The sequence below is a fragment of the Brevibacillus sp. LEMMJ03 genome, from assembly GCF_007197875.1.
GTDB classification, from domain to species: Bacteria; Bacillota; Bacilli; order Brevibacillales; family Brevibacillaceae; genus Brevibacillus; species Brevibacillus thermoruber.
This window is the reverse complement of record NZ_VKJN01000007.1, coordinates 106,422-128,921: the sequence shown is the minus strand read 5'-3', so window position 1 is coordinate 128,921 and position 22,500 is coordinate 106,422. Positions and strand designations below refer to the sequence as shown.

At 56.4% G+C, this 22,500-nt stretch carries 17 protein-coding genes; 14 read left to right on the top strand and 3 right to left on the bottom strand.

What is annotated here, in order from left to right:
- The first annotated feature begins 40 nt into the window (after positions 1-40).
- The 4 genes from FOI68_RS23435 to FOI68_RS11055 all read left to right on the top strand — a co-directional run bounded on the left by FOI68_RS23435 (position 41) and on the right by FOI68_RS11055 (position 5,822).
- On the top strand, positions 41-211 hold the full coding sequence (locus FOI68_RS23435; RefSeq protein ID WP_156110380.1) for a hypothetical protein: 171 nt from the start codon (positions 41-43) through the stop codon (positions 209-211).
- Between the two features lie 105 nt (positions 212-316).
- Positions 317-1,243: an RluA family pseudouridine synthase gene (locus FOI68_RS11065; protein WP_143863203.1), complete on the top strand. Its 927-nt coding sequence runs from the start codon at positions 317-319 to the stop codon at positions 1,241-1,243.
- Between the two features lie 227 nt (positions 1,244-1,470).
- Positions 1,471-2,712 (top strand): efflux RND transporter periplasmic adaptor subunit, encoded by a 1,242-nt coding sequence (locus tag FOI68_RS11060; protein WP_143863202.1) that lies wholly within the window; start codon positions 1,471-1,473, stop codon positions 2,710-2,712.
- Entirely contained in the window at positions 2,709-5,822 is a 3,114-nt protein-coding gene (locus FOI68_RS11055; RefSeq protein ID WP_143863201.1) for an efflux RND transporter permease subunit, read from the top strand. The genes FOI68_RS11060 and FOI68_RS11055 overlap by 4 nt, the downstream gene beginning before the upstream one ends.
- A 108-nt stretch (positions 5,823-5,930) precedes the next feature.
- Here the strand turns inward: FOI68_RS11055 and FOI68_RS11050 are convergent, their stop codons facing one another.
- Entirely contained in the window at positions 5,931-6,824 is an 894-nt protein-coding gene (locus FOI68_RS11050) for a hypothetical protein (protein WP_255433431.1), read from the bottom strand.
- 302 nt (positions 6,825-7,126) lie between these two features.
- Here FOI68_RS11050 and FOI68_RS11045 point away from each other — a divergent pair, with 302 nt between their 5' ends.
- From FOI68_RS11045 to FOI68_RS11015, 7 genes are all read left to right on the top strand, one after another.
- Positions 7,127-8,422 carry an HD domain-containing protein gene (locus FOI68_RS11045; protein WP_143863200.1) on the top strand — a complete coding sequence of 432 codons (1,296 nt, stop codon included), beginning with the start codon at positions 7,127-7,129 and terminating at the stop codon, positions 8,420-8,422.
- On the top strand, positions 8,415-8,942 hold the full coding sequence (locus FOI68_RS11040) for a YwgA family protein (protein WP_044899127.1): 528 nt from the start codon (positions 8,415-8,417) through the stop codon (positions 8,940-8,942). Before FOI68_RS11045 ends, FOI68_RS11040 begins: the two co-directional genes overlap by 8 nt.
- A gap of 188 nt (positions 8,943-9,130) precedes the next feature.
- Positions 9,131-9,526, top strand: coding sequence for a thioredoxin family protein (locus FOI68_RS11035; protein ID WP_143863199.1), 396 nt, complete (start codon positions 9,131-9,133; stop codon positions 9,524-9,526).
- A 45-nt stretch (positions 9,527-9,571) separates the two neighbouring features.
- Complete coding sequence (locus tag FOI68_RS11030) at positions 9,572-10,564, top strand: S-layer homology domain-containing protein (protein WP_143863198.1); 993 nt, start codon at positions 9,572-9,574, stop codon at positions 10,562-10,564.
- A gap of 1,293 nt (positions 10,565-11,857) precedes the next feature.
- Positions 11,858-14,584 carry a hypothetical protein gene (locus FOI68_RS11025; RefSeq protein WP_185973925.1) on the top strand — a complete coding sequence of 909 codons (2,727 nt, stop codon included), beginning with the start codon at positions 11,858-11,860 and terminating at the stop codon, positions 14,582-14,584.
- A gap of 66 nt (positions 14,585-14,650) precedes the next feature.
- Positions 14,651-17,230, top strand: coding sequence for a lipase/acyltransferase domain-containing protein (locus tag FOI68_RS11020; RefSeq protein WP_143863196.1), 2,580 nt, complete (start codon positions 14,651-14,653; stop codon positions 17,228-17,230).
- The gene (locus FOI68_RS11015; protein WP_143863195.1) at positions 17,217-17,534 is read left to right on the top strand and encodes a hypothetical protein; all 318 of its coding nucleotides are present in this window, start codon (positions 17,217-17,219) and stop codon (positions 17,532-17,534) included. Before FOI68_RS11020 ends, FOI68_RS11015 begins: the two co-directional genes overlap by 14 nt.
- Before the next feature lie 66 nt (positions 17,535-17,600).
- Here FOI68_RS11015 and FOI68_RS11010 read toward each other — a convergent pair whose 3' ends face one another.
- Positions 17,601-17,864: a hypothetical protein gene (locus FOI68_RS11010; RefSeq protein WP_029100430.1), complete on the bottom strand. Its 264-nt coding sequence runs from the start codon at positions 17,862-17,864 to the stop codon at positions 17,601-17,603.
- Positions 17,865-18,122: 258 nt separating this feature from the next.
- On the opposite strand from FOI68_RS11010, the gene FOI68_RS11005 reads away from it, so the two are divergent.
- Positions 18,123-18,620, top strand: a complete 498-nt coding sequence (locus FOI68_RS11005) for a YwhD family protein (protein ID WP_143863194.1) — start codon at positions 18,123-18,125, stop codon at positions 18,618-18,620.
- A 353-nt stretch (positions 18,621-18,973) separates the two neighbouring features.
- A complete protein-coding gene (locus FOI68_RS11000; RefSeq protein ID WP_143863193.1) occupies positions 18,974-19,246 on the top strand; it encodes a hypothetical protein in 273 nt (90 codons plus the stop codon).
- A gap of 62 nt (positions 19,247-19,308) precedes the next feature.
- Here FOI68_RS11000 and FOI68_RS10995 read toward each other — a convergent pair whose 3' ends face one another.
- Positions 19,309-21,360: a transglycosylase domain-containing protein gene (locus tag FOI68_RS10995; protein WP_029100427.1), complete on the bottom strand. Its 2,052-nt coding sequence runs from the start codon at positions 21,358-21,360 to the stop codon at positions 19,309-19,311.
- 300 nt (positions 21,361-21,660) lie between these two features.
- Between FOI68_RS10995 and speE the strand changes: the two genes are divergently transcribed.
- A complete protein-coding gene (gene speE, locus FOI68_RS10990) occupies positions 21,661-22,494 on the top strand; it encodes a polyamine aminopropyltransferase (RefSeq protein ID WP_029100426.1) in 834 nt (277 codons plus the stop codon).
- The last annotated feature ends 6 nt before the right edge of the window (positions 22,495-22,500 follow it).

The following is a 22,500-nucleotide window of genomic DNA, read 5'->3' as shown; positions in this document are numbered from 1 at the left end:
TAACATACAATAAAGTATGGTAAGTGAGGGGGATGTTGCCATGATCCATTTGGGGTGGAAACGTCGGCTGCATGTGATGTTTGCCGGGAAGCTGCTGGGACGGGAATTGTACGCGGATGAGGGGTATGTGACACAACTGCTGGAGATGGGCCAGCAGGAAGCGATTGCGGATTTTGACCGCGATTTGCAGGCGATGATCGTCCGCTCCTGATACGGGACGCGGACGCTTTCCCCTTTTCGCGGCGGGGGGAGCGCTGGCATACCGGCCCGCTTTTTCAGTACAATGGGGAGAAAAGCGTGAAACAGAGGGATAAACGTGAGTCGCAAGGGATGGTTGGAGTACGTCGTGAAACAGGAAGATGCGGGGCTTACCGTCGAGCAGATCGCCCGGCAAAAACTGAGTGTATCGGGCCGGATGCTGCAGCGGCTGACGCGGAGCAAAGGGATTTTGCTGAACCGCAAGTCTCCGTATTTGCAAAGGCAGGTAAAGGCGGGCGACCGGGTAGTTGTCCGGGTGGCGGAACGGCAGCAGCAGAGGGAAGGGACGTCGGAAGCAGACGGAGCCCGGGAAGCTGCCCGCATACCGGTCAGCATTCTCTACGAAGACGAGCACCTGCTGGTGGCCGACAAGCCGGCGGGCATGCTGGTGCACCCCGTTCGGGAAGGGCAGGACGGCACTCTGGTCCACGCCCTTGCCGCCTATTTGCGGGATAAGGGAGAACAGGCCGGCGTACATCCGGTGCACAGGCTGGACAAGGAGACCTCGGGCGCGATCCTGTTGGCCAAAAGCGGGTACGGCCACCAATTGGCTGACCGGCTGCTGCGCGAAGGGGGCATCAAGCGGGAGTATCTGGCCGTCGCTTCGGGTGTGGTGGAGAAAGAGGCGGACACCATTACGGCCCCGATCGGCCGCGACCCGCGACACCCGACCAGACGGCGCGTGATCGATGGCGGCGATCCTGCCGTCACCCACTATGAAGTAATCGCGCGGGCCGAGGAGGCAACGCTGGTGCGTGTCTGGCTGGAGACGGGACGCACCCACCAGATACGCGTCCATTTTCAGCACATCGGACATCCCCTGGTGGGCGATGCCATGTACGGCGGAAACGGCAGGCTGCTGCGGCGACAGGCCTTGCACGCCTGGAGGCTTTCGTTTGCGCATCCGGTGAGCGGGGACGAGATTGTGTGCACCGCCCGCATGCCTGAGGACATGACGAGCCTCGTGACCCGGCTTCGTTTGTAGGGGGGAATCCGGAGGGAAAGCTGCGGGTATTCGGTCGGGCAGCTTTCCCGTTTATGTTACGAACAACAGGCAGCATCTGCATGTGGAAAACGAGGAGCCTGTTCCAAAACGCCGCGGAAAATTTTGCTGGGCGGAAAGTCCAATATGTGAAATTTGACCGATTTCTGTTCCGTATGTAACAGATGGATCAATCTTCTGAAATGAAAGGAAATGGAGCGGAGGGTGACATGAACAGCAAATGGTTGGTTTCTGCACTCATGGCCGGCCTCTTGACCACGACCGCCTGCAGCGGACAGGAGCAGGCAGAGGCTCCGGCCGTGTCGGCTGCCGAGGTCAAGAAAGTGGAAATCACCGCGGTCAAGAAGGAACAGGCGACCCAGGTGTCAGAATTGTCCGGCACGCTGCAGCCGTTGGAAGAGGCGCTTGTTTCGTTTGAAGTGGGCGGCCGGGTGGTCGAACTGGCCAAGGAAGAAGGGGACAACGTCAAGGCAGGCGAACTGCTCGCCCGGTTGGACGGCAGTGACTACTCGCTGCAGGTGGCGTCGGCCAACGCGTCCGTCCAGCAGACCGCCGCCAATTTGGAAAAGGTAAACAACGGGGCGCGCGATCAGGAGGTCACGCAGGCGCGGCTGCAGGTGGAAAAAGCGACGATTGCCTACCGGAAGGCGCAAGACGACTTCAAACGGATTGAGCGGCTGTACCAGGAAAAAGCGATTTCCCAAAGCGAGTACGAAAATGCCCAAAACTATCTGGCCGTCGCCCAGAAAGACCTGCAGAACGCGCAGCAGGCGTACTCGCTGGTCACGCAGGGGGCGCGGGCGGAGGACAGGGAGCTGACCCGGGCCAGCTACAACCAGGCGATGATTTCCAAGGAGCTCGCCGCCAGCACGCTGGCCAAAACGCAGCTCCGCGCGCCCATCAGCGGGACCATCATCGCCAAGCTGTCCTCCACCGGTTCGCTGGTTGGCGTGGGAACGCCGGTCTACCGCGTGGGCAACATCGACACGTTGAAAGTGGTGCTGCCTGTCCCCGACCGGGAGATTTTTGCCTGGAAGGAGGGAGAGACCGTCGCCATGGATCTCTACGGCCAAAAGCGCGACGGCAAGGTGGTGAAAATCTATCCGGCGACCAACCAGGGAACGGGGACGATCGGGGTGGAGGTTCACGTCGCTAATCCCAGGCATGACTGGTTTGCCGGCCAGGTGGTGAAAGCGAGAAAAACGATCCAGGGCAAGGAAGGCATCTTCGTGCCGGTCGAGGCCGTCATCAGCCGCGGGCAGGGAGACGCGCACGTCTTTGTCAACGTCGGCGGAAAGGCGGTCAAAACAGCCGTGTCCATCGGAGCGATCAACGGCAACCGACTGGAGATCCTGAGCGGTCTGAAAGAGGGCGACCAACTGATCGTCAAAGGCGTGGACCGGTTGTTTGACGGCGACCCAATCGAAGCGGCAGGGGGTCAGCCACAGTGATCGAATACATCGTCCGCAAACGGAAAATCACGCTGATGTTTTTCGTGATGGTCGTGCTGGTTGGATTTCTCAGCTTTTTCCAGCTTCCCAAGCAGGAGTCACCGGACATCATTATCAATATTGCAACCGTCACGACCATCTACCCGGGGGCTTCACCGGAAAAGGTAGAGCAGACCGTCACGAAAAAGCTGGAAGAGAAAATCAACGAGCTGCAGGGGCTTAGCTACATTTCGTCCCGTTCCAGCCTGGGCGTGTCGACGATCGTCGTGGAGACGAAGAGCGGTATCGACCCCAAGCAAAAATGGGATGAACTGCGCAAGAAAGTGAAAGACGCGGAAGCGGACCTGCCCGCCGACGCGAAACAGCCCATCATCAACGACGATCTGAACCGCACGTTTGTGCAGACGCTGGCGATTACCGCCGACACGCGGGAGCAGCTCTACAGTCTGCGCTCGCTGTTGAAGTCGTGGAAGGATCAACTGCGTACCATTCCCAATGTGGCGGACGTTTCCATCGAGGGCCTGCCCGAAGAGGAAGTACATATCGAGGTGGATACGCAGAAGCTGAGCCAGTACGGCCTCACCTGGGGCCAGGTCATGATGGCGGTGAAAAAGGAGAACGAACGCGTCCCGCTGGGGGATTTGACCGCCGACAGCCGGACCTACCAGCTCAAACTGGCAGAGAACTACGATGTGAATGCGCTGAACCAGGTGATCATCTCGCGCACTGCGGAAGGCTACCCCATTTATCTGAAAGATATCGGCACCGTGAAGCTGACCACGGAGACGGTCAAATCGTATTCGTACTACAACGGGAAACCGTCCGTCTCCCTGAGCATCAACGCCGAGACGGGCAGCGACGTCCCCTCGCTGCAGCGGCGGGTGGACGAGATGATGGCGACGCTGGAAAAATCGCTGCCGGCGTGGGCCGAGAAGCACTCCATTTACACGCAGAACGAGCGCGTGGATGAGCTGTTTGACGATCTGTCGCGGGAGATGTGGATTGCCATCGCCGCCGTTTTGCTCGTGTGTACGCTGGGGCTGAACCTGATCACCTCGTTTGTCGTCGCCCTGGCCATCCCCATCTCGCTGGCCGTGGGCTTGTTGTTCCTGCCCCCGCTGGGCATCACCTTGAACATGATCTCCATCGTCTCGCTGATCATCGTGTTGGGGATTTTGGTGGACGACGCCGTGGTCGTCAACGACAACATCGAACGGCGCCTCTCGGTTCTGGGCGAAAAGCCGCTGCAGGCGGCCATCAACGGCGCCAATGAAGTGTCCATCTCCATCGTGACGGCCACGCTGGCGACGATTGCCTCATTTGGTCCGCTCATGTTTTTGAACGGCAATGCGGGCCAATTCATCCGTCCCGTGCCGGTCATCATCTCACTGACCATGCTGGCGTCGATGATCATGTCGCTGACGATCATTCCGATTTTCCGCCAATGGTATGAGCAGCGCCGCCGCTCCGGAGTGGAAGGCTACCGCAAACCGGCGGGACTGTTGGGCAAGCAGCTGCAGCAGTTGACCAAATGGTACGCCAACCGGCTGATGCCGAGGATTTTGAAGCGCCCGCTGTTGGCCGGGATGGTCGGCGTGCTGATCGGCACGCTCGCCTACGGATTGATTCCGTTCACCCCGGTTCAACTGTTTCCCAACGATGATCGCCCGCAGTTTTTGGTGGACATCCGCCTGCCGGTCGGCAGCAGCATCGACGAGACGGATCGCGTGGTCAGAGGGGTTTCCGACTGGATCATGAAGCAGCCGGGCATCGAATCGGTCGCTTCGTACGCCGGCGGCAGCGCGCCGAAAATGTTCAGCGGCGACACCGGTGCCGGCGAAGGCATCACCGTCGGCCAGTTGGTCGTCCGTTTTGACGAGGAGAAAGTAAAAATCGACGACATGATGGAACCGTGGCGGGAGGAGTTCAAGAAGCTGTACCCGGAAGCAAGCATCCTTCCCAAGCAGTTGGAAGCGGGTCCGCCCGTCGGCAAGCCGGTGGTGATCCGGCTGTACGGGGAGGATGTGGCGACGCTGCGCACCCTGTCAGAGCAGGTCAAGAGCAGGGTGGCGAAAATTCCGGGAACGTACGATGTGCAGGACGACTTCGGAATCGAGCGCTACACGCTGGAATTTGTCGTCAACAAGGAAATCATGGAACAAAAGCTGGTCAACTACAATGATCTTTCTCAGACGCTGCGCCTCGTCAGCGAAGGGATTACGGTCAGCCAGTTTGACAACGGGACCGATCTGCTCGACATCAAGCTGTTCCTGCAAAAAGGGGAGGAGGACCCGTCCCTGCTCTTTCAACGGCTGACCGTGGCCAACGCCCGGGGCGAACAGATTCCGCTGTCCCAGTTGGCGGAAGTAAAGCCGTCTTTCAGCACGCAGGCGATTCCGCACCGCGACTTGTCCCGCTGCGTCACCATCTCCAGCGACGTCAGAGGGCGCACGGCGACCGAGGTCATGCAGGAGATAAAGCCGATGCTGCAGGCATTCCCCCTGCCGGACGGCTATCGCTGGGAGATCGGCGGGGAGACGTCGGAGCAGACGGACATTTTCATCGACATGGGCAAACTGTCCGTCGTGGTGGTGTTCCTCATCCTGATCCTGATCGCCATGCAGTTCTATTCGCTCAGCATTCCGGTGCTGGTGTTAAGCACGGTCTACCTCGCGTTTGCGGGCAGCCTGATCGGGCTGTTTGTCACCCAGACCCCGCTCGGCTTCATGACGATGATGGGCGTGATTTCGCTCTCCGGGATCGTCGTCCGCAACGGGATCGTCCTGATCGAATTTATCGAGGAAGCGCGGCGTGACGGCGCGGAACTGAAGCAGGCGGTGATCCAGGCGGGAGAAGCGCGGCTGAGGCCGATTCTGCTGACCTCGCTGACGGCCGTGGCCGGCTTGATGCCGCTCGCCATCTCCGGTGACGTGCTGTTCCAGCCGTTGGCGGTCACGATTATTTTCGGGCTGCTCTTTTCCACCATGCTGACGCTGATCGTCGTGCCGTCCTTCTACACGGTGCTGGCGGAGCGCAAAAGGAAGCGGCTGGCGAAAAAGGCTGCCAAGCGCCCCGACCTGTTTGGGCCGGAGGCGGAGATGAACGCGTAACGCGCTGGACATAAAGCAAACGCTGCAACGATAGGTGGGGATCCCCCTCCGTGCCGAACCGGAAAGCCGGGTGTTTTCCGCACGCGCGGAGGGGGTTCTTTGTGAAGATCAACCGGTTAACCCGCCCGGGGAAGAAGGGCTGAGCCCAAACATGCTGTCCACGTCTTGCGGCGTCGTGGCGGGTAGTCCTCTGAACACGTACGAGATCTGTTCATCATCCAACCGTTCGTGGACAACCGTACCGCGGGCGGGATGCCGGTAGAACTCGCGGCGGCCGATCACGACAGGCGGCGAGTAATTGCGGGTCCAGGAGGCGGCGGGATAATAGCCGCCCGCTTTGGTGCGGATGGCCCATAGGGCATACGTCTTTGAATGTTCATCCCAATACACGTATTGGGTCTCGTCGTCAGCCGCCCCTACCGATTCCAGGATCCACGTGCCTGGCAGCGTGACGGGGAGTGGGTGGAAGCCGGCAGCATTCGGAGACGTCCAGCGGCGGCAGCGGCTGATTTCTCCCTGTCCCTTCCCGGTTCGGGTGTGAAAACTGAGCGCATGGAACGGATTGTTCACAATCTCCTCCGCCCGCAGCGGATCCTCCGGCTGCAGCCCGGCAATGAAGCGGCCCATTTCCTCCAGATCTATCCGGCCGGAGTCGATCGAGATTTCGATTTGCGTTTTCCACAAGGAGAGGACGTAGCTGTCGCGTTGTTTGTAGTTGGTTCCGCGCCAAAACACAATCCCGTCCACCGCATGGCATTCCCCTTTGGCCTGGAAGATGCAGGTGTCGGGGTAGGAGGGTTCCATAAGGTCGAGAAAAAATTGTTTGACGCGAAAAGCACCGGTTTTCGCCTGGACGCGATACCACAGTGTGGCCCACTTCTCTCCTTCCGGACGGATACGGATCTCGGCAATGTCCCAGTTGTCGATCATGTCGCGGGGAACCAGGCAGACGAACGGCAGGAAACGGGAGGCTTCGGCAAAGGAACGGCAAGTGCGGATCACTGGGCAAACCCTCCTTCGTGTTGAGATATAGGGCAGAAAGACAGAGCGGAGCGTTGGCATGAAGGTAAACGACTGTGTAAACGGGATATTTCCCAATCTGAGACGAATCCTTCCTCTTTTTAACAAGTGGAACGTAGGATTTCATTCGGCATTTCGAGGTCAACTCCTCCGTCTTGGGCGGCAGCTCTCTCCGCTGGCAGACATGCCGTCGTTTTCCAGCCGGCTGACGTTATGGTATGATGGACCCAAAAGCCCGATCGGGACATGACGACGAGACGTAAACCAGGAAAGGAGTGTCCAGGATGCAACAGCCCCAGCTTCTTCATGAAGAAAAGGTGTTCAAGGACCCGGTGCACCGGTACATTCACGTCCGGGAGAAACTGATCTGGGACTTGATCAACTCGCCGGAGTTTCAGCGGCTGCGCCGGATCAGGCAACTGGGCACCAGCTTTTTTACCTTCCACGGCGGGGAACACAGCCGGTTCAACCACTCGCTCGGCGTGTATGAGATCATGCGGCGCATTCTTGAGACGTTTGAAGGGCGGATTCACCTGTCGTACGAGGAAAAACTGCTCTGCCTGTGTGCCGCGCTGCTGCACGACGTGGGCCACGGGCCGTTTTCCCATTCGTTTGAAAAGGTGTTCCGCTACCATCACGAGGATTGGACCCGAGCGATTTTGCTCGGCGACACGCAGATCAACCGCATTTTGCGCCGGATGGGCGACGATTTCCCCAAACGGGTGGAAGAGGTAATCGCCAAAACGTACGATAACAAACTGATTGTCAGCCTCATCTCCAGCCAGATCGACGCCGACCGGATGGATTATTTGCTGCGCGACGCCTACTATACCGGCGTCAACTACGGCAACTTTGAAATCGAACGGATTCTGCGGGTGATGCGCCCCCACGAGGATGGCATCGTGTTTAAATTCAGCGGGATGCACGCCGTCGAGGACTACATCATGTCCCGCTACCAGATGTACTGGCAGGTGTATTTCCACCCGGTCACGCGCAGCGCGGAAGTGGTGCTCCGCAAGATTTTCCAGCGGGCCAAGGAACTGTTTGCCCAAGGCTACTCGTTCGCGCAGGAGCCGGTGCTGCTGCTGCCGTTCTTGACGGACAAGGTGAGCCTGTCGGATTACCTGTCCCTTGACGAGTCTGTGATTCTCTTTTACATGCAGATGTGGCGCAAGGAGAGCGATCCCATTTTGAAAGATTTGTGCGCCCGTTTTCTGGACAGGAATCTCTTTAAATACGTCGAATACAATCCGAGGGATTACCGCTTGCTGGCAGAGCTGAAAGAAGAGTTCCAAGCGGCGGGCATCGACCCGATGTATTATTTGGAAGTAGACACCACCTCCGATCTTCCGTATGATTTTTATCGTGCCGGCGAGGAAGAGGAGCGTATTCCCATCATGCTCCTGATGCCGTCCGGAGAACTGGTAGAGCTGTCGCAGAGATCGGAGATTGTGGAGGCGATCAGCGGCAAGCGCCGGTTTGACTACAAGCTGTACTTTCCAATGGATAAGGTGCTGGCTTTGCCGGAGGACGTCTCCGGAAAGATACGAGAACGTCTGGGAGTGATGGAAGATGCTTAGTCGTCACGCCAAAATCATACGCTTGATCGAGATTGCCGGCGAAGTGAGCGGACGAAAAAAGTTGCAAAAGATGGTATACATAGCGAAACAACTGAACATGGACTTCGACGAGCGGTTTGAATTTCACATGTACGGCCCCTATTCCGAGGAACTGACGCTGCGTGTGGACGAGCTGTGCAACATGGGCTTGTTGGACGAGCAGATGGAGAGCAAGGGGGCCATTCAATTGTATCGGTACACCCTGAACGAAGCGGGCCGCGATTTTCTCCGTTTCCACGAGGTGGATTTCGGCTTTGGAGAGCGGCTGATCCGACGGATGAACGAGGAAAACTCCCGCTTTCTCGAATTGGTCTCCACCATCCTGTATTTCAGCAATCTTCCCTATGATGAAATGAAGGCCAAAATTTTTACCTTTAAAAGCAAACAGCGTTATACCGAAGAGGAGATTCTCAAAGGCATGTCGTTTATCGAGGAGCTGCGTGCGCTGATGAATGCCGACAGCGACGCGCCCGCGCACTGATTCGTGATGGTATTGTTATGATAGAAAATGATAGAGTGGGGATGCAAGAAAAAGACCGGCCGTGATGCCGGTCCTTTTTTTGTCTCAACAGGGAGCGGCATAATGAAGGCACCGTTCCTTGACAATTCCATATGGACACGCCTGATCTGCCAAATTACGCATTGGGAAGCGCATGAGGAGGTACGGAAATGAAGGGTGGCATCAAACGCCGCTGGATGTGGGTGGCGTCGCTGTTTGGCTGCGCGGTCGCGGCGATGGTGTTGTGTGCCGGTGCCAGTGCCAATCAGACGAAAGTGGTGTACGTGTTCAGCGAGAGCTGCGGGTACTGCACCACGTTTACCCCTACGTTCGAGCAGGTGATCAAGGAGTTTCCGCGATGGCAGGTGGAGCGGCTGGACGTTCACGACAAACGGGATCTGGCCGAAGCCGAACGGCTGGGAGCGGAAGCGACGCCCACCGTCTTCGTCGTGCAAGACGGGGCGGTGGCGGGCAAGCTGGAAGGAGATGTGCCGGCACCGGCTTTGCGAAGATTTTTGCAGAAACATCTAACAAAACCTCTTTCTGGAAAAGATGAGGGTGGGTAAAATGGTCGTAGGAGAAAAGGGGGGGACGGGGCGGAGAAGCATCAAATGGACGACCTGGCAAACGTGATTGTGTCGATGCGAGTGGTATCAATTCCATATAATTTCAATATTCCGAATAGAGGAAATATTGATTTTGGAGGAGGTAGGCACTTGAAACGAATGTATTTTTTTCTCTCCAGTGTGTTGGGAACCGTTCTTTCATTAAGCGGTCTTTTCGCGGCGGCCCATCCCTCTACTGCGCAAGCGCAAACGGTGCAGAAAGACTATGAAAACCATCCGAACCGTGCAGCGATCGAATATGTGGTCAAAAATAAACTGATGTGGCTTTACCCTGATGGGAATTTCCGTCCCGAGCAGCCGGTTACTCAGGCGGATCTTGTTGCTGGGTTGGTGAATGTTAAGGGATTGACTGTAGGCAGTCCGGTTCCCGGTTTTCCGGCGAATCATTGGGCCAAGGTGTACTATGAGAGGGCGAAGAAAGACGGGATTTTGGATAATGTTTCGATTAATCCCAATAAGGTTTTGAATCGGGAAGAGGCTGGATTGCTGATGAATAATGCGTGGAAGAATTTGCGGCAAAGCTATAACAAAACGCGGCAGTCTTATGCCGAGGTCGCTGTAAGTAGCGGATGGCTTCCTCCAAAATCAGGGAAATTTTCCAATGGAGTTCAAACAACCCTTTACGATGCTTTATCGAATGTCTCAAGAGCAGAAGAATCGGTGGCTTTGACAGTTCTTCATAGAGATATTTTAGGAATCCGTGAAGGAGAAAAAATTGCTTCTCAAATTCATCAGTCTTTTAGGATTTCTGGAGGATATTTATCGGGGGTAATTCCAACTGTTAAAGGCTACTCTGTTCACCTCTTAGCAAGATTTAAAAATGGAAAAGGGCTGTCTTTAAAATCTGGGGAAGTTATGCTCAACGTTAGTCAAATTAGCTACCTTGAATTGAGTGTGCAGAGAACGGGAGAAGCCGTCCCGTTAGCACTCTATAACTATCTTAAACTCCCTTCCCTTGAAAGGGTAAATATTCGGTGACAGGCTATGATGTTAAAAACAATTAGGTTTTTTTCCCGCATAATAGTTTTATGTACCATCCTTTTAAACTCTGCAATGTACCCGCTGACGCCTGTCGAGGCAAGTCCCAGTAGTCCGAAAATGTATGGGCGGGCTGCCGGATGGCTTAATGATGCTAAAGGTGTTGAAGGTAGTGATGCACACTCTATTGATGGTTTTGGTATAAATAAAAACGAAACCATGCGCCTCACGATCGCTGACGTACAGTATACTGGGGCTACAAGCGGAAGCGGTAGGGTCTTAAACTATAATAAAGCTACACAGACCGCCGATAACGGCTACCCCGTTGTAGATTATTCTGAGGCTCTAGCATGGGCTTCTCTTTTTAATGGGAACCCGGCGTTTATGACTAACGCAAATGGTCTTTACGGTGCTGAAATAACCAAGGGTGGACCTAACGCTGAGCCGTACACCGGGTATCTTCTTGCAAAAGTCGCCGAAATGTCCGGAGGAAAAGGCCTGCCTTTCTCTTTCAGACCTGCAAAAAGTGGCGAACAAGGCTCGTGGGTTGGTGTTGTTAAATTTGTAACGACCCAGCGACCGGATGGTTCGATTCGCACCGATAAGAGCCAGTATCATGTTGGGGACACCGTCAAGATTGATGCTTCTGGCAAGGACTACAGTATTTACAATCGCGGGTTAAAAGTCTTCAACTATTACATCTACAATGTCGATACCGGAAAGACAGAGTATACGTTTTCCTCGTTGATCAAAGAATACCCGATCAGTGGCGAGGGGGACGGGAGCGGTGCAGCGATAAATTTCCCACAACAAACGTGGGTCCCCTCGAAAGCCGGAAACTACGAAGCAAGAATCCTCTTCACAGATTTACATGCCCGAAATACCAAAAATGCCCCTGCAGTGGGAGGTCAAGGTGTTGCGTATGCAGCACCTTTCGTTGTTGGCAGCCCTCCTTCGCCTCCTCCGGATGGAGGTGGGGGAAATGAACCGCCACCGCCCGCGACGTGCAGCATCTCTTCCACCCAAACCAAGCTGGATATTCGAATCGAGGAAGAGAAAAGCGATCGGGAATTACAGAGCGTTCCCAGCGGCGGGGAAACCATCTATGTCGAACCGGGCAGCCGGATCATCATTACGGCAGCCAAGTCGGGAAGATTCACGGCCAACGGCGTGCCAATGGAGAAAGGGCCCGGGAACAACGCCAAGGTTGGTGTGCTGGACGCCCCATTCGACGAAGGACCAATACAGATAAAGTACGAAAGCGATGACGGGGCTGACTGTTGGGTAAAAACGATGTTTGTGCTAAAGAAAGGAGACCGCCTCGACAAGTGCCCCATCGTAAAACTGTCGGGAAGTACGGTGAGAAACGGGGAAACCATCGAGGTATCACCAGGGGAAGAGCTGAACTTTCGTGTGCAGTACACGGATCGATATGGTGACGTGCAGCCCCTGAATGTCTATTGGGAAGTGACGCTGCCGGATGGGAAACTGGTGACCGTGCCGCTGGCAGAGAACGATAAGGGAAAGGTCGGACCGTACGAGTCGGACAAGCTCACATTGCCCTACGAATACGCTAGGAAAGACATAGTTCCTCTGGAACGGGGAAAGACGTACCAACTGAGACTCAACCTGGAGCATACGAACTTTGATGCTGCCAGCCGGCCGGAATGCGCCTGGTCCATCACCATCAAAGTCCGGGATACGAGCTGCACAATAGACGAGCAGGATCGGATCAAGTTTTACGCGTACGGGGAACCGCCTGTCGGTTATTCGCCCGGCGGCGAGCTGCTGGACGACACGCTGCTTGACGAAGGGCTGTACTTCAGCCACTTCACGGATACCGGAAACGACTACGACACCCACTTGGGAGTGGCCGCAGACGTGCCGGGCACTTGGTACTTGAAATTCAACGGCAGCCAGACACCCTTGACAGGAAAATTGGCAGCGAAAGAAAAGTTCCACCTGTTCTTGCCATACGATGTGGAGGCAGGGGACACCGTCACGCTGGTCTTTATTTCCGAGACGGGCTGCATTCGGGAGCTGGAACTGCCAATCTGGTCCGATCGCAAGTGTTACACACTAACCGCCTCTATTGAACACACGACAGGACAGGTCGTTTGGGAGAAGGACGTCGAACGCGGTGAAATCCTTGAGTTGAAGCCGGAAGACTGGATCGACGGGTATCACGGCTTCCGTCTCTTTACCAGCACGGACACGCATTTTTCGCTCACATGGCTCAATCCCGCAACGAACACCTGGGAAAAACAGCGTGACGGAAAATGGCTGAGCGCATCGTCACGAGCGCAGAACCATCACAGCATTTCGTTCCCCCGTGATAGCAGTGGACCAACGGGGTTGCCGTTACCCGGATTCTACAGAATCGAGTTCTATGATGAAAACAGTGATTCTGACCAATGTGACGGTTACTTCTTTGTTCGCATTGGAGACGGCGAAAATCCCAACCCGAATCCGGATGGGGAAAACCTGCTGATCATCAAAAGCAGCTTCAAGATTACACCAAACGATCCGCAGGCTCCAGGGACGACCGCAACCATCACGTTTGACGTGAAAAACGCCGGAAAACTGGAACACGATACAAAACTGGCGGTTCGCTGGGAAAGCTCCCCGACGGCCACCATGCTGGACGTAAACAACTTCAAGCCGGGGGAAGTCCGCAAAATTACCGTGCCGACCCAATACCCGCAGCAGTCGGAGGATTTCATCGCCAACATCAACCCGAACAAAGACAGGCCGGCTGACGAAACCATTTGGCCGGACAACCGCGCTCAATGGCCGGTCGAGGTGACCGGAGGCGGAGGAGGAACCATTCCCGCCCCGCCGGGAGGAGGAGGCAGCTTTGAAGGCGGCGAGATCGGCCTCAAGATTTTCGACAGCGACGGCCGCGAGCTGCAGAAGCTGCAGGTGAATGCCGACGGTGTATGGGAACGCGAACCGGCCAGGATCCGCGTCGAGATCGACCAGACCAAAATCAATCAGGGCTTTGATCGCGTGAAGCAGGAGATCAACCAAAACATCACCTTGTACAAGTCACAGCTTGAGCAGTCGATCAGCGGTGACGGAATCAAAGGCGTAACCGTGACGGCGACGCCCGGATGGATCGCGGACGCGAAAAGCCTCGCCGTGTACAACTCGGCCATGCTGGACCTGAAGGTGACCGGTCCCGGCACACCCCAACAGTGGCAGGTGAGCAGCGCGGGAACCGGCGGAGACTATCTCTACACCGGAACCGTTGTCCCGACGCAAACGACGTGGCGGCAGGTGCTAAACGCGCAAAAATACAAAGTCGAGATAAACGGGTTTGTCATCACGATGGATTACCACATCCGGTTTGACGTGTCGTATGAGAGCTGCACGGAGGACGACGACGGGAACGAAACGTGCGAGCCGCACAGCTTGACCCAAAACATGACGGGACGTTACACGATCACGGTAAAAGGAGGGGAGCGCGAGTTTGAGGTGTTCGAACCCAACGCCAAAGGGCTGCTGCGCCACACCGCCGAATGGGCGGAGTACCACGGGCGGGACCGATATCCGGAAAGTCGTCCCGATGATTTTTACGCCGGCGAGCGCATCTTGACCAGTCTCGTCCTGGAAACGCGTCACCGCCATCCGGTCAGCGGCAACTATCCGGAGATTACCGCGGCGCAAGCATGGATTTCGGAAACGGGGAGGCGAAGCACGCCGCTTCAGTCCACCCTGGGACTGCAGCAGTCGTCGCCGACGGCATGGCAGGGGGCGTCCTACATGGTGCCCAAACTGGGCATGAGGGAAACCGGCGTCGATACGCCCCTGATGGGAGACAAACAGCGCGGCTTTCAGAAGGATGCCAGCTACGCCGTTTACTTTCACGTTCATTTTCGGTTCGGAGCGGTGAAGGGCTTTGCCTTCCCGAACAAACAGACGCTCGCCGGGCATGATCAGGCGGACTATCGGACACCGTTCCGCATTATCGCCAACGCCTGGGAACGCCAGGGCATTCGCAACCATACCACGCGGTAAATTTACTTGCTCCCCCTCGCTGTCTTTTCCTACCGTATAGGAAGAAACAGGCAAGGGGGTATTTTTATGGGGGAGACGTTGCGCCGGATGGCACATGTGCTGCTGCTGGCTGTCCTGCTGTTGAGCAGCGTGGTTCCGGCCGGTTTGGCCAAACAGAGCGCTGCGCTTGCGGATGAGGCGGGGGACAAGCCCCGCGAGAGCGAATGGATCGCGCTGCAAGAACAGGAGGACGACGGTGGGGAAGACCCGCATGCGGGGGAAGGAATGGAAGTGGAAAACTCCGATCCAGTGACGGGAGAGGAGGAGTTGGACGCAGGGAATGAGGGCGAAGAGGTCGAAGATGGTAATAACGAGCCGGACGAGCAGGCGGACAGCGACCTGCAGGAGCAGGAAGAGACGTTTTACCGGCGCTTTTCCGGCAGGACGAAGCCGCCGGAAGCGGCGCTGCGGGGGCTGCCCGCGACGTATGAACTGGAGCCCAATGACACCTTTTCCAAAGCGGACTGGATGTTTACCGGAAAGGACGCGTATGGCCGGATTGGAAAAAGCGGTGACGTGGATGTGTGGAAAATCAAAGCTCCCGCAAACGGGGCGATCGCGTTCTCGCTCTTCGACATCCCCTACCAGACAGATTATTACCTGTACGTGTTCGACGGCGAAGAGCGCGAGCTGGGTCGTTCCGACCATCCGGGAAGTGACGAGCAGCGGGTGGAAGACGTCGCCGTCGAAAAAAACAAGTGGTACTACGTGAAAGTGGAGGGAAGCCGGGGGACATTCAACAAGACCTTTCAGTATCGCCTGAGGGCGGATTTCGTTGCCGGATCGGAAGGCAAGCCGGACGAGTACGAACCGAACGACACGCCGAAAGACGCCCGCGAACCGATGGTGCAAGGAAGCATCGTGGCCAATTTGCATCAGCTTGACGATGTCGATTTCTACCGCGTAACGATAAAGCGGTCTTCCACCATCCGGGCAGCGCTCAGCGATATTCCCGAGGGGATGGACCTGGATTTGTACCTGTACAACCAAGAGAACAAGCTGGTGGCCAAATCGGACAAGGCCAGGAATGCGGACGAGCTGATCGTGTACAACGGCGACCCCGGCACCTACTTCGTAAAAGTCTCGGCCAGCCGCCGTTCCGCCCTAAAGCCGCACGCCTACAAGCTGTCGATCTCGACCTCTACGATTCCGGTCATCCTGATTCCTGGTATCGGCGGTTCCCGGCTGGAGGTGGAGGAGGACGGGAAGACTTCGGAAATATGGTTGGGCTTGTGGGATATGGGCGTGGGCATCAGAGACCCGCGGCATCGCAGGATTTTGTCGCTGGAACCCGTCAAGAACGGCAGCGTAAACGTACAGCCCCGCCAACCGGGTATCAAAGTGTTTCCGGAACGGGCGGATGGCGGGTTTCGCGCCATTGAATATCTTTCGTACACCAAATTGGACCTGGATGTCATCAAGAAACAAGTGGAGCAGTATGCAAGCATGGCGAAGCATCTGGAGAAAATGGGGTACAGGAAAAACCGGACGCTTTTTGCCATGCCCTACGATTGGCGGTACAGCAACGCGGATAACGCCAAATTTTTAAAGCAGAAAATAGACGAGGCCCTAAAGGAGTCTGGAGCCAGCCAGGTACAGTTGGTCGCCCACAGCATGGGCGGATTGCTGGTCCGGGAGACGCTCCTGTCCAACGTATCCTATCAGCCAAAAGTAAAGCGTATCATTTACATGGGCACCCCGTTTTTGGGATCGCCCCGCGCATATCAGGCGATCAAATACGGCTACAACTTCGGCATCCCCTTCCTGCACGAAGAAACAGGGAAAGTCATCTCCGCATACGCTCCCGCTGTATACGAACTGCTTCCTTCCCGAAAGTACTTCGACACGGTTGCGTTTCTCAAAAAGGACGTGGTTCACCCGTACTCCTATGAAGAATTTTTGCAAGACCAGGAGATCCGCCTTGACTATGACCCGCTGGTCAAAAACGCGGGGCAATTGCATGAAAAGTGGGACAACAAGACAATCAATGTCCCTCAGTATTCCATCGTCGGACATGGACAAACGACCCTGCTGGGATATGTCATGAATCCCGTTTCCCGTCAGTTGGTACCGTATTTTGACCTCGGGGTGGGGGATGGAACGGTTCCCTACCTGAGCGCCAACTACGCCCAAAAAGACATCAAGAAACAGTATTACGTCAAGGAGGAACATGCCAAGCTGCCGCTTAATCCGTACGTTATTCAGCAGGTGGGCCATCTGCTGATCGGCATTGAGGATGTGCAGAACGGGATGCGGCGGACTCCGCAGAAAACCTCTTCCTACCTCTATTACATCCTGTCTCGCGAAGACGGTGAATTTCCCGAAGTGATCGTCTCCAAGTCCGGCAGGTCCATGCGGATTACCCCCGAGAAAAAAGAGGTGTGGGACGACTTGCGCGTCGAGTACCACGGCAACATCGTGGTGGTTCATGTGCTGGACGGAGAGAAGCCGCTCTTTCAGGAACTGCCGCGTTCCCGGAGCAGTTCCTCGGCCAAGCTGCTGATCCAGCGGTTTTCATCGGACGATCGGCAGGAAACGGGCCGACTGTTCCGGCTTGTTGAAGACCGCCTGGAAGATGTGGAAGGAGTAGAAAATGATGAGCGTTGACGGCATATTCATCCTGATTATGTTGATCATTCCCGCCTGGGAATTCGGGGGACCCTTGATCGGTCTGCTGATTTCCGGATACCTGAGCTTTCTTTTCGGCATCCGCATCTGGCTGATCATGGCGGTTACCTTTCTTGTGACCTTTTGTTATTTCCAACTGCGCTTCTCCGAGTACACCATGTTTAATTCCTGGCCGATCATCGCCTGCATGGCGTTTCACAGCGCCTGGAGCACGGCTCTGCTGATCTGGCTGATCGGCAGGGCGGTGCGAGCGCTGAAAGGAAAGAGACGGAAGGACTCATGAAAGACTCATGAAGGGCCGGTCGTCGGCTACACCGTCCACAGATTCCCTTTGAGCTTTGAGACAGGGCTACAAACGGCCGGGCGACTTTTTCACTTCAAAAGCGGTCAGGCTCGCGGGCTCGCCGCCCAAACTGGCTTCGTAATTGCTGGGAACGCCGGTCTTCAGTCCGTCCACGCCGCCGGCAGCTTCCTCCGGAACAGGAGGGGCCGGAGACTCCGCCGCCTTCGCGCGCACGACCTGATCCACCACCCGTGCGGCAGCGGGATACGGTTCCTGCAATTGACGCTCTCTGTTGAGCTGAATGTCCCGATCTCTCGGACGATCGTTCATCCGTACGGTCACTCCTTTTCGCTTCGGAATTCGCTTCAGAAAAATCCGGATGGCTGCAAGCGGCGTTTACCGAGAGAAGCCTCGAGAGAAGCTCCGTTTGTAGTGTCTCCCGTTTGCGTCCGTTCCATGTGAAGGACAGTGGAGAGGGGCCCAAACAGAGAGGGGCCCAAACGGCCGGGCGCGTCGTAAAATTGCGCCTCACACCGTTTCCGGGTAGAATATGCTGTAAGAAGATTCGGGTCAGAAGAGGTGGATCACGTGGACATTTTTGACAGCAAATCAGGCGGTTTTACGATCATGAGCGGGAAAACGGACGTGCACGGCGGTTTTGGGCAGGGGGTGCTTGACCTGAGCGCCGTCTCCTCCGTCATCATTGACGGGGACAAGGCCTACATCGACATGGGCGCACTGCATGCGAAAAGCGCCGTGGAAAAAGGCATCAAGTGGACGACGAACAAGGAGGAGGTCCCCAACGGCAAGCCGTATTGGGTGGTTTGGGTGACGGTCGACCGCAACGATTCGGGACCGTATTACGCAGGGGTAACCGCCTGCTACATGGAGATTGACCGGGAGGCTCGGCGCGGATACAAGATTTTGGCCGACCATGTCAACCGGATGGACTACTCAATGAAACGGCGCATCATGGTGTCGGAGCTGAACGACACGGAAAAAGCGGCGCTGAAAAAGCTGTTGATGGAACACAACCCGGCGATGTGGGAGAATTCCAGCGAGGAACTGAAGCAGGCGTTGGCCTAAAAAGTACGCCGTGCAAGCGCATGGTTGAGCCAAATGGTTCCGCCCATCCTGCCGTTTGTTTGGGCGAAGCTGGAAATCTTGAACGGATTGTGAACAAATTGTGAAATCAATTGTTAGCCGTATTGAAGTCAGGTAAACTTATTTCCATAGCTGTGTACATGTACACTAGGTCAGCAAACAGGGAAAGAGCCCGTCACTCTTTTCCTGTTTGTCTTTTTTTACGAAAACGCTTGCTGGGTTGTGTTCGCTGCTGATCCATGACGTTGTTGGGGCATTTTTCAGCGCATTCCCTGTCCGCGGACGCGGGAGACTAGGAAGGTACGGCCAAACTGTTGACGGAAGGGGCGTTGAAGATGACCGACCGCATACAGGGGGGAGACCTGCCGGAGAACGACGCTCAGGCAGACGACAACCATTACGTGCGGCACGGCGGCGTCCATTTTCGCACGCACGTGTCTCCCCAGGAAATCAACGACTTTGTCCGCAAGCTGCCGGCCGGAAAACGGGAGAGTCTGTTTGAAGTGCTGGAGCAGCTTGACAGCGCCGGGTTGATCACCATTTGCAACGACCACGTGTTCGCCGACGGCAACGGCGTCGTGGGCGGCGGCGACGAATCGGCCCGCTGACGGCAAAAAGGGGCTGTCCCCGGCAGAATCGATCTGCCTGCTGGGACAGCCCTTTTCCGTGCCTACTCCGACGGTTTCCACCAACTGCCCATGCGCTGCCAGAACGACGGAGTGTCCGGCGGCGGGAGCGGCGTGGGCGTTTCATGGTTGGGGAGGTGATCGGTGCAGTACTCCTGCGGCTCGGTTCCTTTGGCAAAGTAGAACAACTGCGGGTTGGGGCAGTGCTCCGTCGCCAGCTTGCCCGATGCCGGATCGATGTACACCGACACCACCCCCGCCGGCATGTCAAACAAGGCGGGAGGCTGGTCTTTCAGCGCGCTTTCCATGAACTGCGCCCAAATTTTTTTGGAGAGATAGCCTTCTGTCACATCGTCCACTTTTTGATTCTTGTCGTACCCCAGCCAGACGGTGGTGACCAACTGCGGCGTGAATCCGCTGAGCCAGGCGTCGTAATCGGTGGAGCCGGTTTTGCCCGCGACGGGCCTGTTCAGTTCGCCTGCCACCCGGTAGCCGGTTCCGCCCGGTTCAAACACGCTCTGCATCAAGTTGATCAGCAGTGCCGACGCCACCGGATCGGCGGCTCTGGTTTTCTCCGTTTTTTCCTCGACGAGCACGTTGCCCTGGCTGTCTTCGATCCGGGTGATGGCAATGGGCTTGACCCGTTCCCCTTTGTTGGCGATGGCGGCGTAGGCGGTGTTCAATTCGAGCGGGGAGACGAGCGACGTGCCCAGCGCCAGCGAGGGAACGGCCTGCAGCTTGCTGGTAATCCCCAGGTTGCGGGCCTGTTCCACCACTTTTTGCGGGGTGAGGTGGTCGATCGTCTTGACCGCGTAGATGTTGTCCGAGGTCTTGATCGCCTCCCGCATGTTGATATAGGCGTGGGCGTAGCGCTCCCCAAAGTTTTTCGGGATGTAGGTCTTGCCGTTGTCGTAGGTGAACACGGTCGGTTCGCTTTTCATCAGCGTCAGCGGCGTATAGCCGTTTTGCAGGGCGGTCAGGTACAGGATCGGCTTGAACGAGGAGCCCGGCTGCCGCATGCCCAATGCCCGGTTGAACTGGCTCTTGCGGTAGTCCCGTCCTCCCACCATCGCCTTGATCTGGCCGGTGGCCGGGTCCATGGCGACCAGTGCCACCTGCAGGTCGGGCTTGTCTTTCGGCAGCACCTTGGCGATGATGTCCTCCGCTTTTTTCTGCATCACCGGGTCCAGGGTCGTGTGGATTTTCAGCCCCCCGTGGATAAAGGTCTCTTCGTCGATGCCGTATTTGTTCTTCACCAGGTTGGCGATGTAATCGCGAAAATAGGGGGCCTGTTCGGTGGCGGTTTCGGTGCCGCGCTCTTTCAGCTTGATGGGCGCGGCATACGCCTGCTCCGCCTGTTCCGGCGTGATGTAGCCGGAGCGCACCATGGCCTGGAGGATCACCTGCTGCCGCGATTTGGCCTTGTCAAAGTCCACGAAGGGAGAGTAGTACGACGGGCCTTTGGGGATGCCGGCCAACAAGGCGCTTTCCGCCAGCGTCAGATCCTTGGCGTCCTTGCCGAAGTACGTCTGCGCCGCGGCCTGGGCGCCGTAAGCGGAATGGCCGTAGTAGATCTGGTTCATGTACATCTCCAGAATCTCGTCTTTGCTGTAATTCAGCTCCAACTGGATGGCCAACAGCGCCTCCTTGATCTTGCGCTCCCAGGTCTTGTCCAGCGTGAGATACAGGTTTCGCGCCAATTGCTGCGTGATCGTGCTGGCTCCCTGCAGCTTTTCCATGTGGATCACGTCCACGTAGGCGGCCCGGGCCAGACGCAGCCAGTCGATGCCGTAGTGCTCGCGGAAGGAACGGTCCTCGATGGCGATCGTCGCCTGCACCAGGGAGGGGGCGATGTCCTTCAGCGGGACCACAAACCGGTTCTGGCCGCGGTGCAGCGTATCCAGCACCTCGCCGTTTCCGGCGTAAATGGTCGTCGTCTGATTGATCGAGACCGCCGGCAGCGGCTGCGAACGGAGGTAGAGAATCAGCAGCAGGATGGCAAAGGAACAGCACAATAGGCTGAGTATGAGCAATTTTACGAATTTCTTCGCCCAACGCAAATAGCGGAGCAGCGGGGCTTCCCGGATCACTTCCATGTCCTCTCTAGTCCTTTCCCCTCATTTTTTTCCGAATTGGGACATACTAACCAAACGATAGGGTTACTGTCTAGTATGGGACAAAGTCGCGCTGGATAAACTTGACGTCCGCGCCGGGCAGCGAGTCTCGCAAAAATTGCTTGCATTTTGAGAGGCAGCCACTATAATTTTCTTGGCAGATACGAATGGCAGCGGTCTGGACCATTTCGGCAGGGACTGCCCGCTATCTCCTGCCAAACCGGCGTCGGCCGGGTTCTTCCAACCAATGCGGTTAGTTAAGGAGGGTACATAATCATGAACATGGAACTGTGGTACACCGAAAAACAAACGGAAAATCACGGTATTACGACAAAGATCACCGAGACGTTGTACAGCGAGAAAACCGAATTCCAACAATTGGACATCATCAACACCAAACAGTTCGGCCGCATGCTCGTTCTCGACGGCATGGTCATGACCACTGATGTGGACGAGTTTGTCTATCACGAAATGATCGCCCACGTTGCCCTCAACACCCACCCGAACCCGAAAAAGGTGCTCGTCGTGGGCGGTGGCGACGGCGGTGCCATTCGCGAAATCGTCAAACACCCCTCCGTGGAAAAAGCCGTATTGGCGGAAATTGACGGTGGCGTGATCGAGGCCTGCAAAAAGTTTTTCCCGGCCATCGCCAGCGAACTGTCCGGCAACCCGAAAGTGGACGTGCAGGTGATTGACGGAATCAAGCACATTCACGACCACAAAGGCGAGTACGACGTGATTATGGTCGACTCCACCGAGCCGGTCGGACCGGCCGTGGGCCTGTTTGAAAAAGGATTTTACCAAGGCATTTACGACGCGTTGAAACCGGACGGGATCATGGTGGCTCAGACCGAGTCCCCGTGGTTCAACCGCGACTTGATCAAACGCGTGTTCAAGGATATCAAATCGATTTTCCCGGTAACCCGTCTGTATACATGCAGCATCCCGACGTACCCGTCCGGTCTGTGGAGCTTTACGATCGGCTCCAAACAGTACGATCCGCTGGAAGTGGATGCGAGCAAGATCAAGGATCTGAACACCAAGTACTACAATGCGGAGGTTCACTACGCCGCGTTCAAGCTGCCCAACTTCGTGGCTGAGCTGACCCGCGACTAAGGACTG

Coding starts and splice junctions, on each gene's coding strand:
- FOI68_RS11035 (WP_143863199.1), top strand. CDS start 9,131: ATGAAGGGTGGCATCAAACGCCGCTGGATGTGGGTGGCGTCGCTGTTT.
- FOI68_RS11040 (WP_044899127.1), top strand. CDS start 8,415: ATGCTTAGTCGTCACGCCAAAATCATACGCTTGATCGAGATTGCCGGC.
- FOI68_RS10995 (WP_029100427.1), bottom strand. CDS start 21,360: ATGGAAGTGATCCGGGAAGCCCCGCTGCTCCGCTATTTGCGTTGGGCG.
- speE (WP_029100426.1), top strand. CDS start 21,661: ATGGAACTGTGGTACACCGAAAAACAAACGGAAAATCACGGTATTACG.
- FOI68_RS11045 (WP_143863200.1), top strand. CDS start 7,127: ATGCAACAGCCCCAGCTTCTTCATGAAGAAAAGGTGTTCAAGGACCCG.
- FOI68_RS11015 (WP_143863195.1), top strand. CDS start 17,217: ATGATGAGCGTTGACGGCATATTCATCCTGATTATGTTGATCATTCCC.
- FOI68_RS11010 (WP_029100430.1), bottom strand. CDS start 17,864: ATGAACGATCGTCCGAGAGATCGGGACATTCAGCTCAACAGAGAGCGT.
- FOI68_RS11000 (WP_143863193.1), top strand. CDS start 18,974: ATGACCGACCGCATACAGGGGGGAGACCTGCCGGAGAACGACGCTCAG.
- FOI68_RS11025 (WP_185973925.1), top strand. CDS start 11,858: ATGTTTGTGCTAAAGAAAGGAGACCGCCTCGACAAGTGCCCCATCGTA.
- FOI68_RS11020 (WP_143863196.1), top strand. CDS start 14,651: ATGGGGGAGACGTTGCGCCGGATGGCACATGTGCTGCTGCTGGCTGTC.
- FOI68_RS11030 (WP_143863198.1), top strand. CDS start 9,572: ATGGACGACCTGGCAAACGTGATTGTGTCGATGCGAGTGGTATCAATT.
- FOI68_RS11060 (WP_143863202.1), top strand. CDS start 1,471: ATGAACAGCAAATGGTTGGTTTCTGCACTCATGGCCGGCCTCTTGACC.
- FOI68_RS23435 (WP_156110380.1), top strand. CDS start 41: ATGATCCATTTGGGGTGGAAACGTCGGCTGCATGTGATGTTTGCCGGG.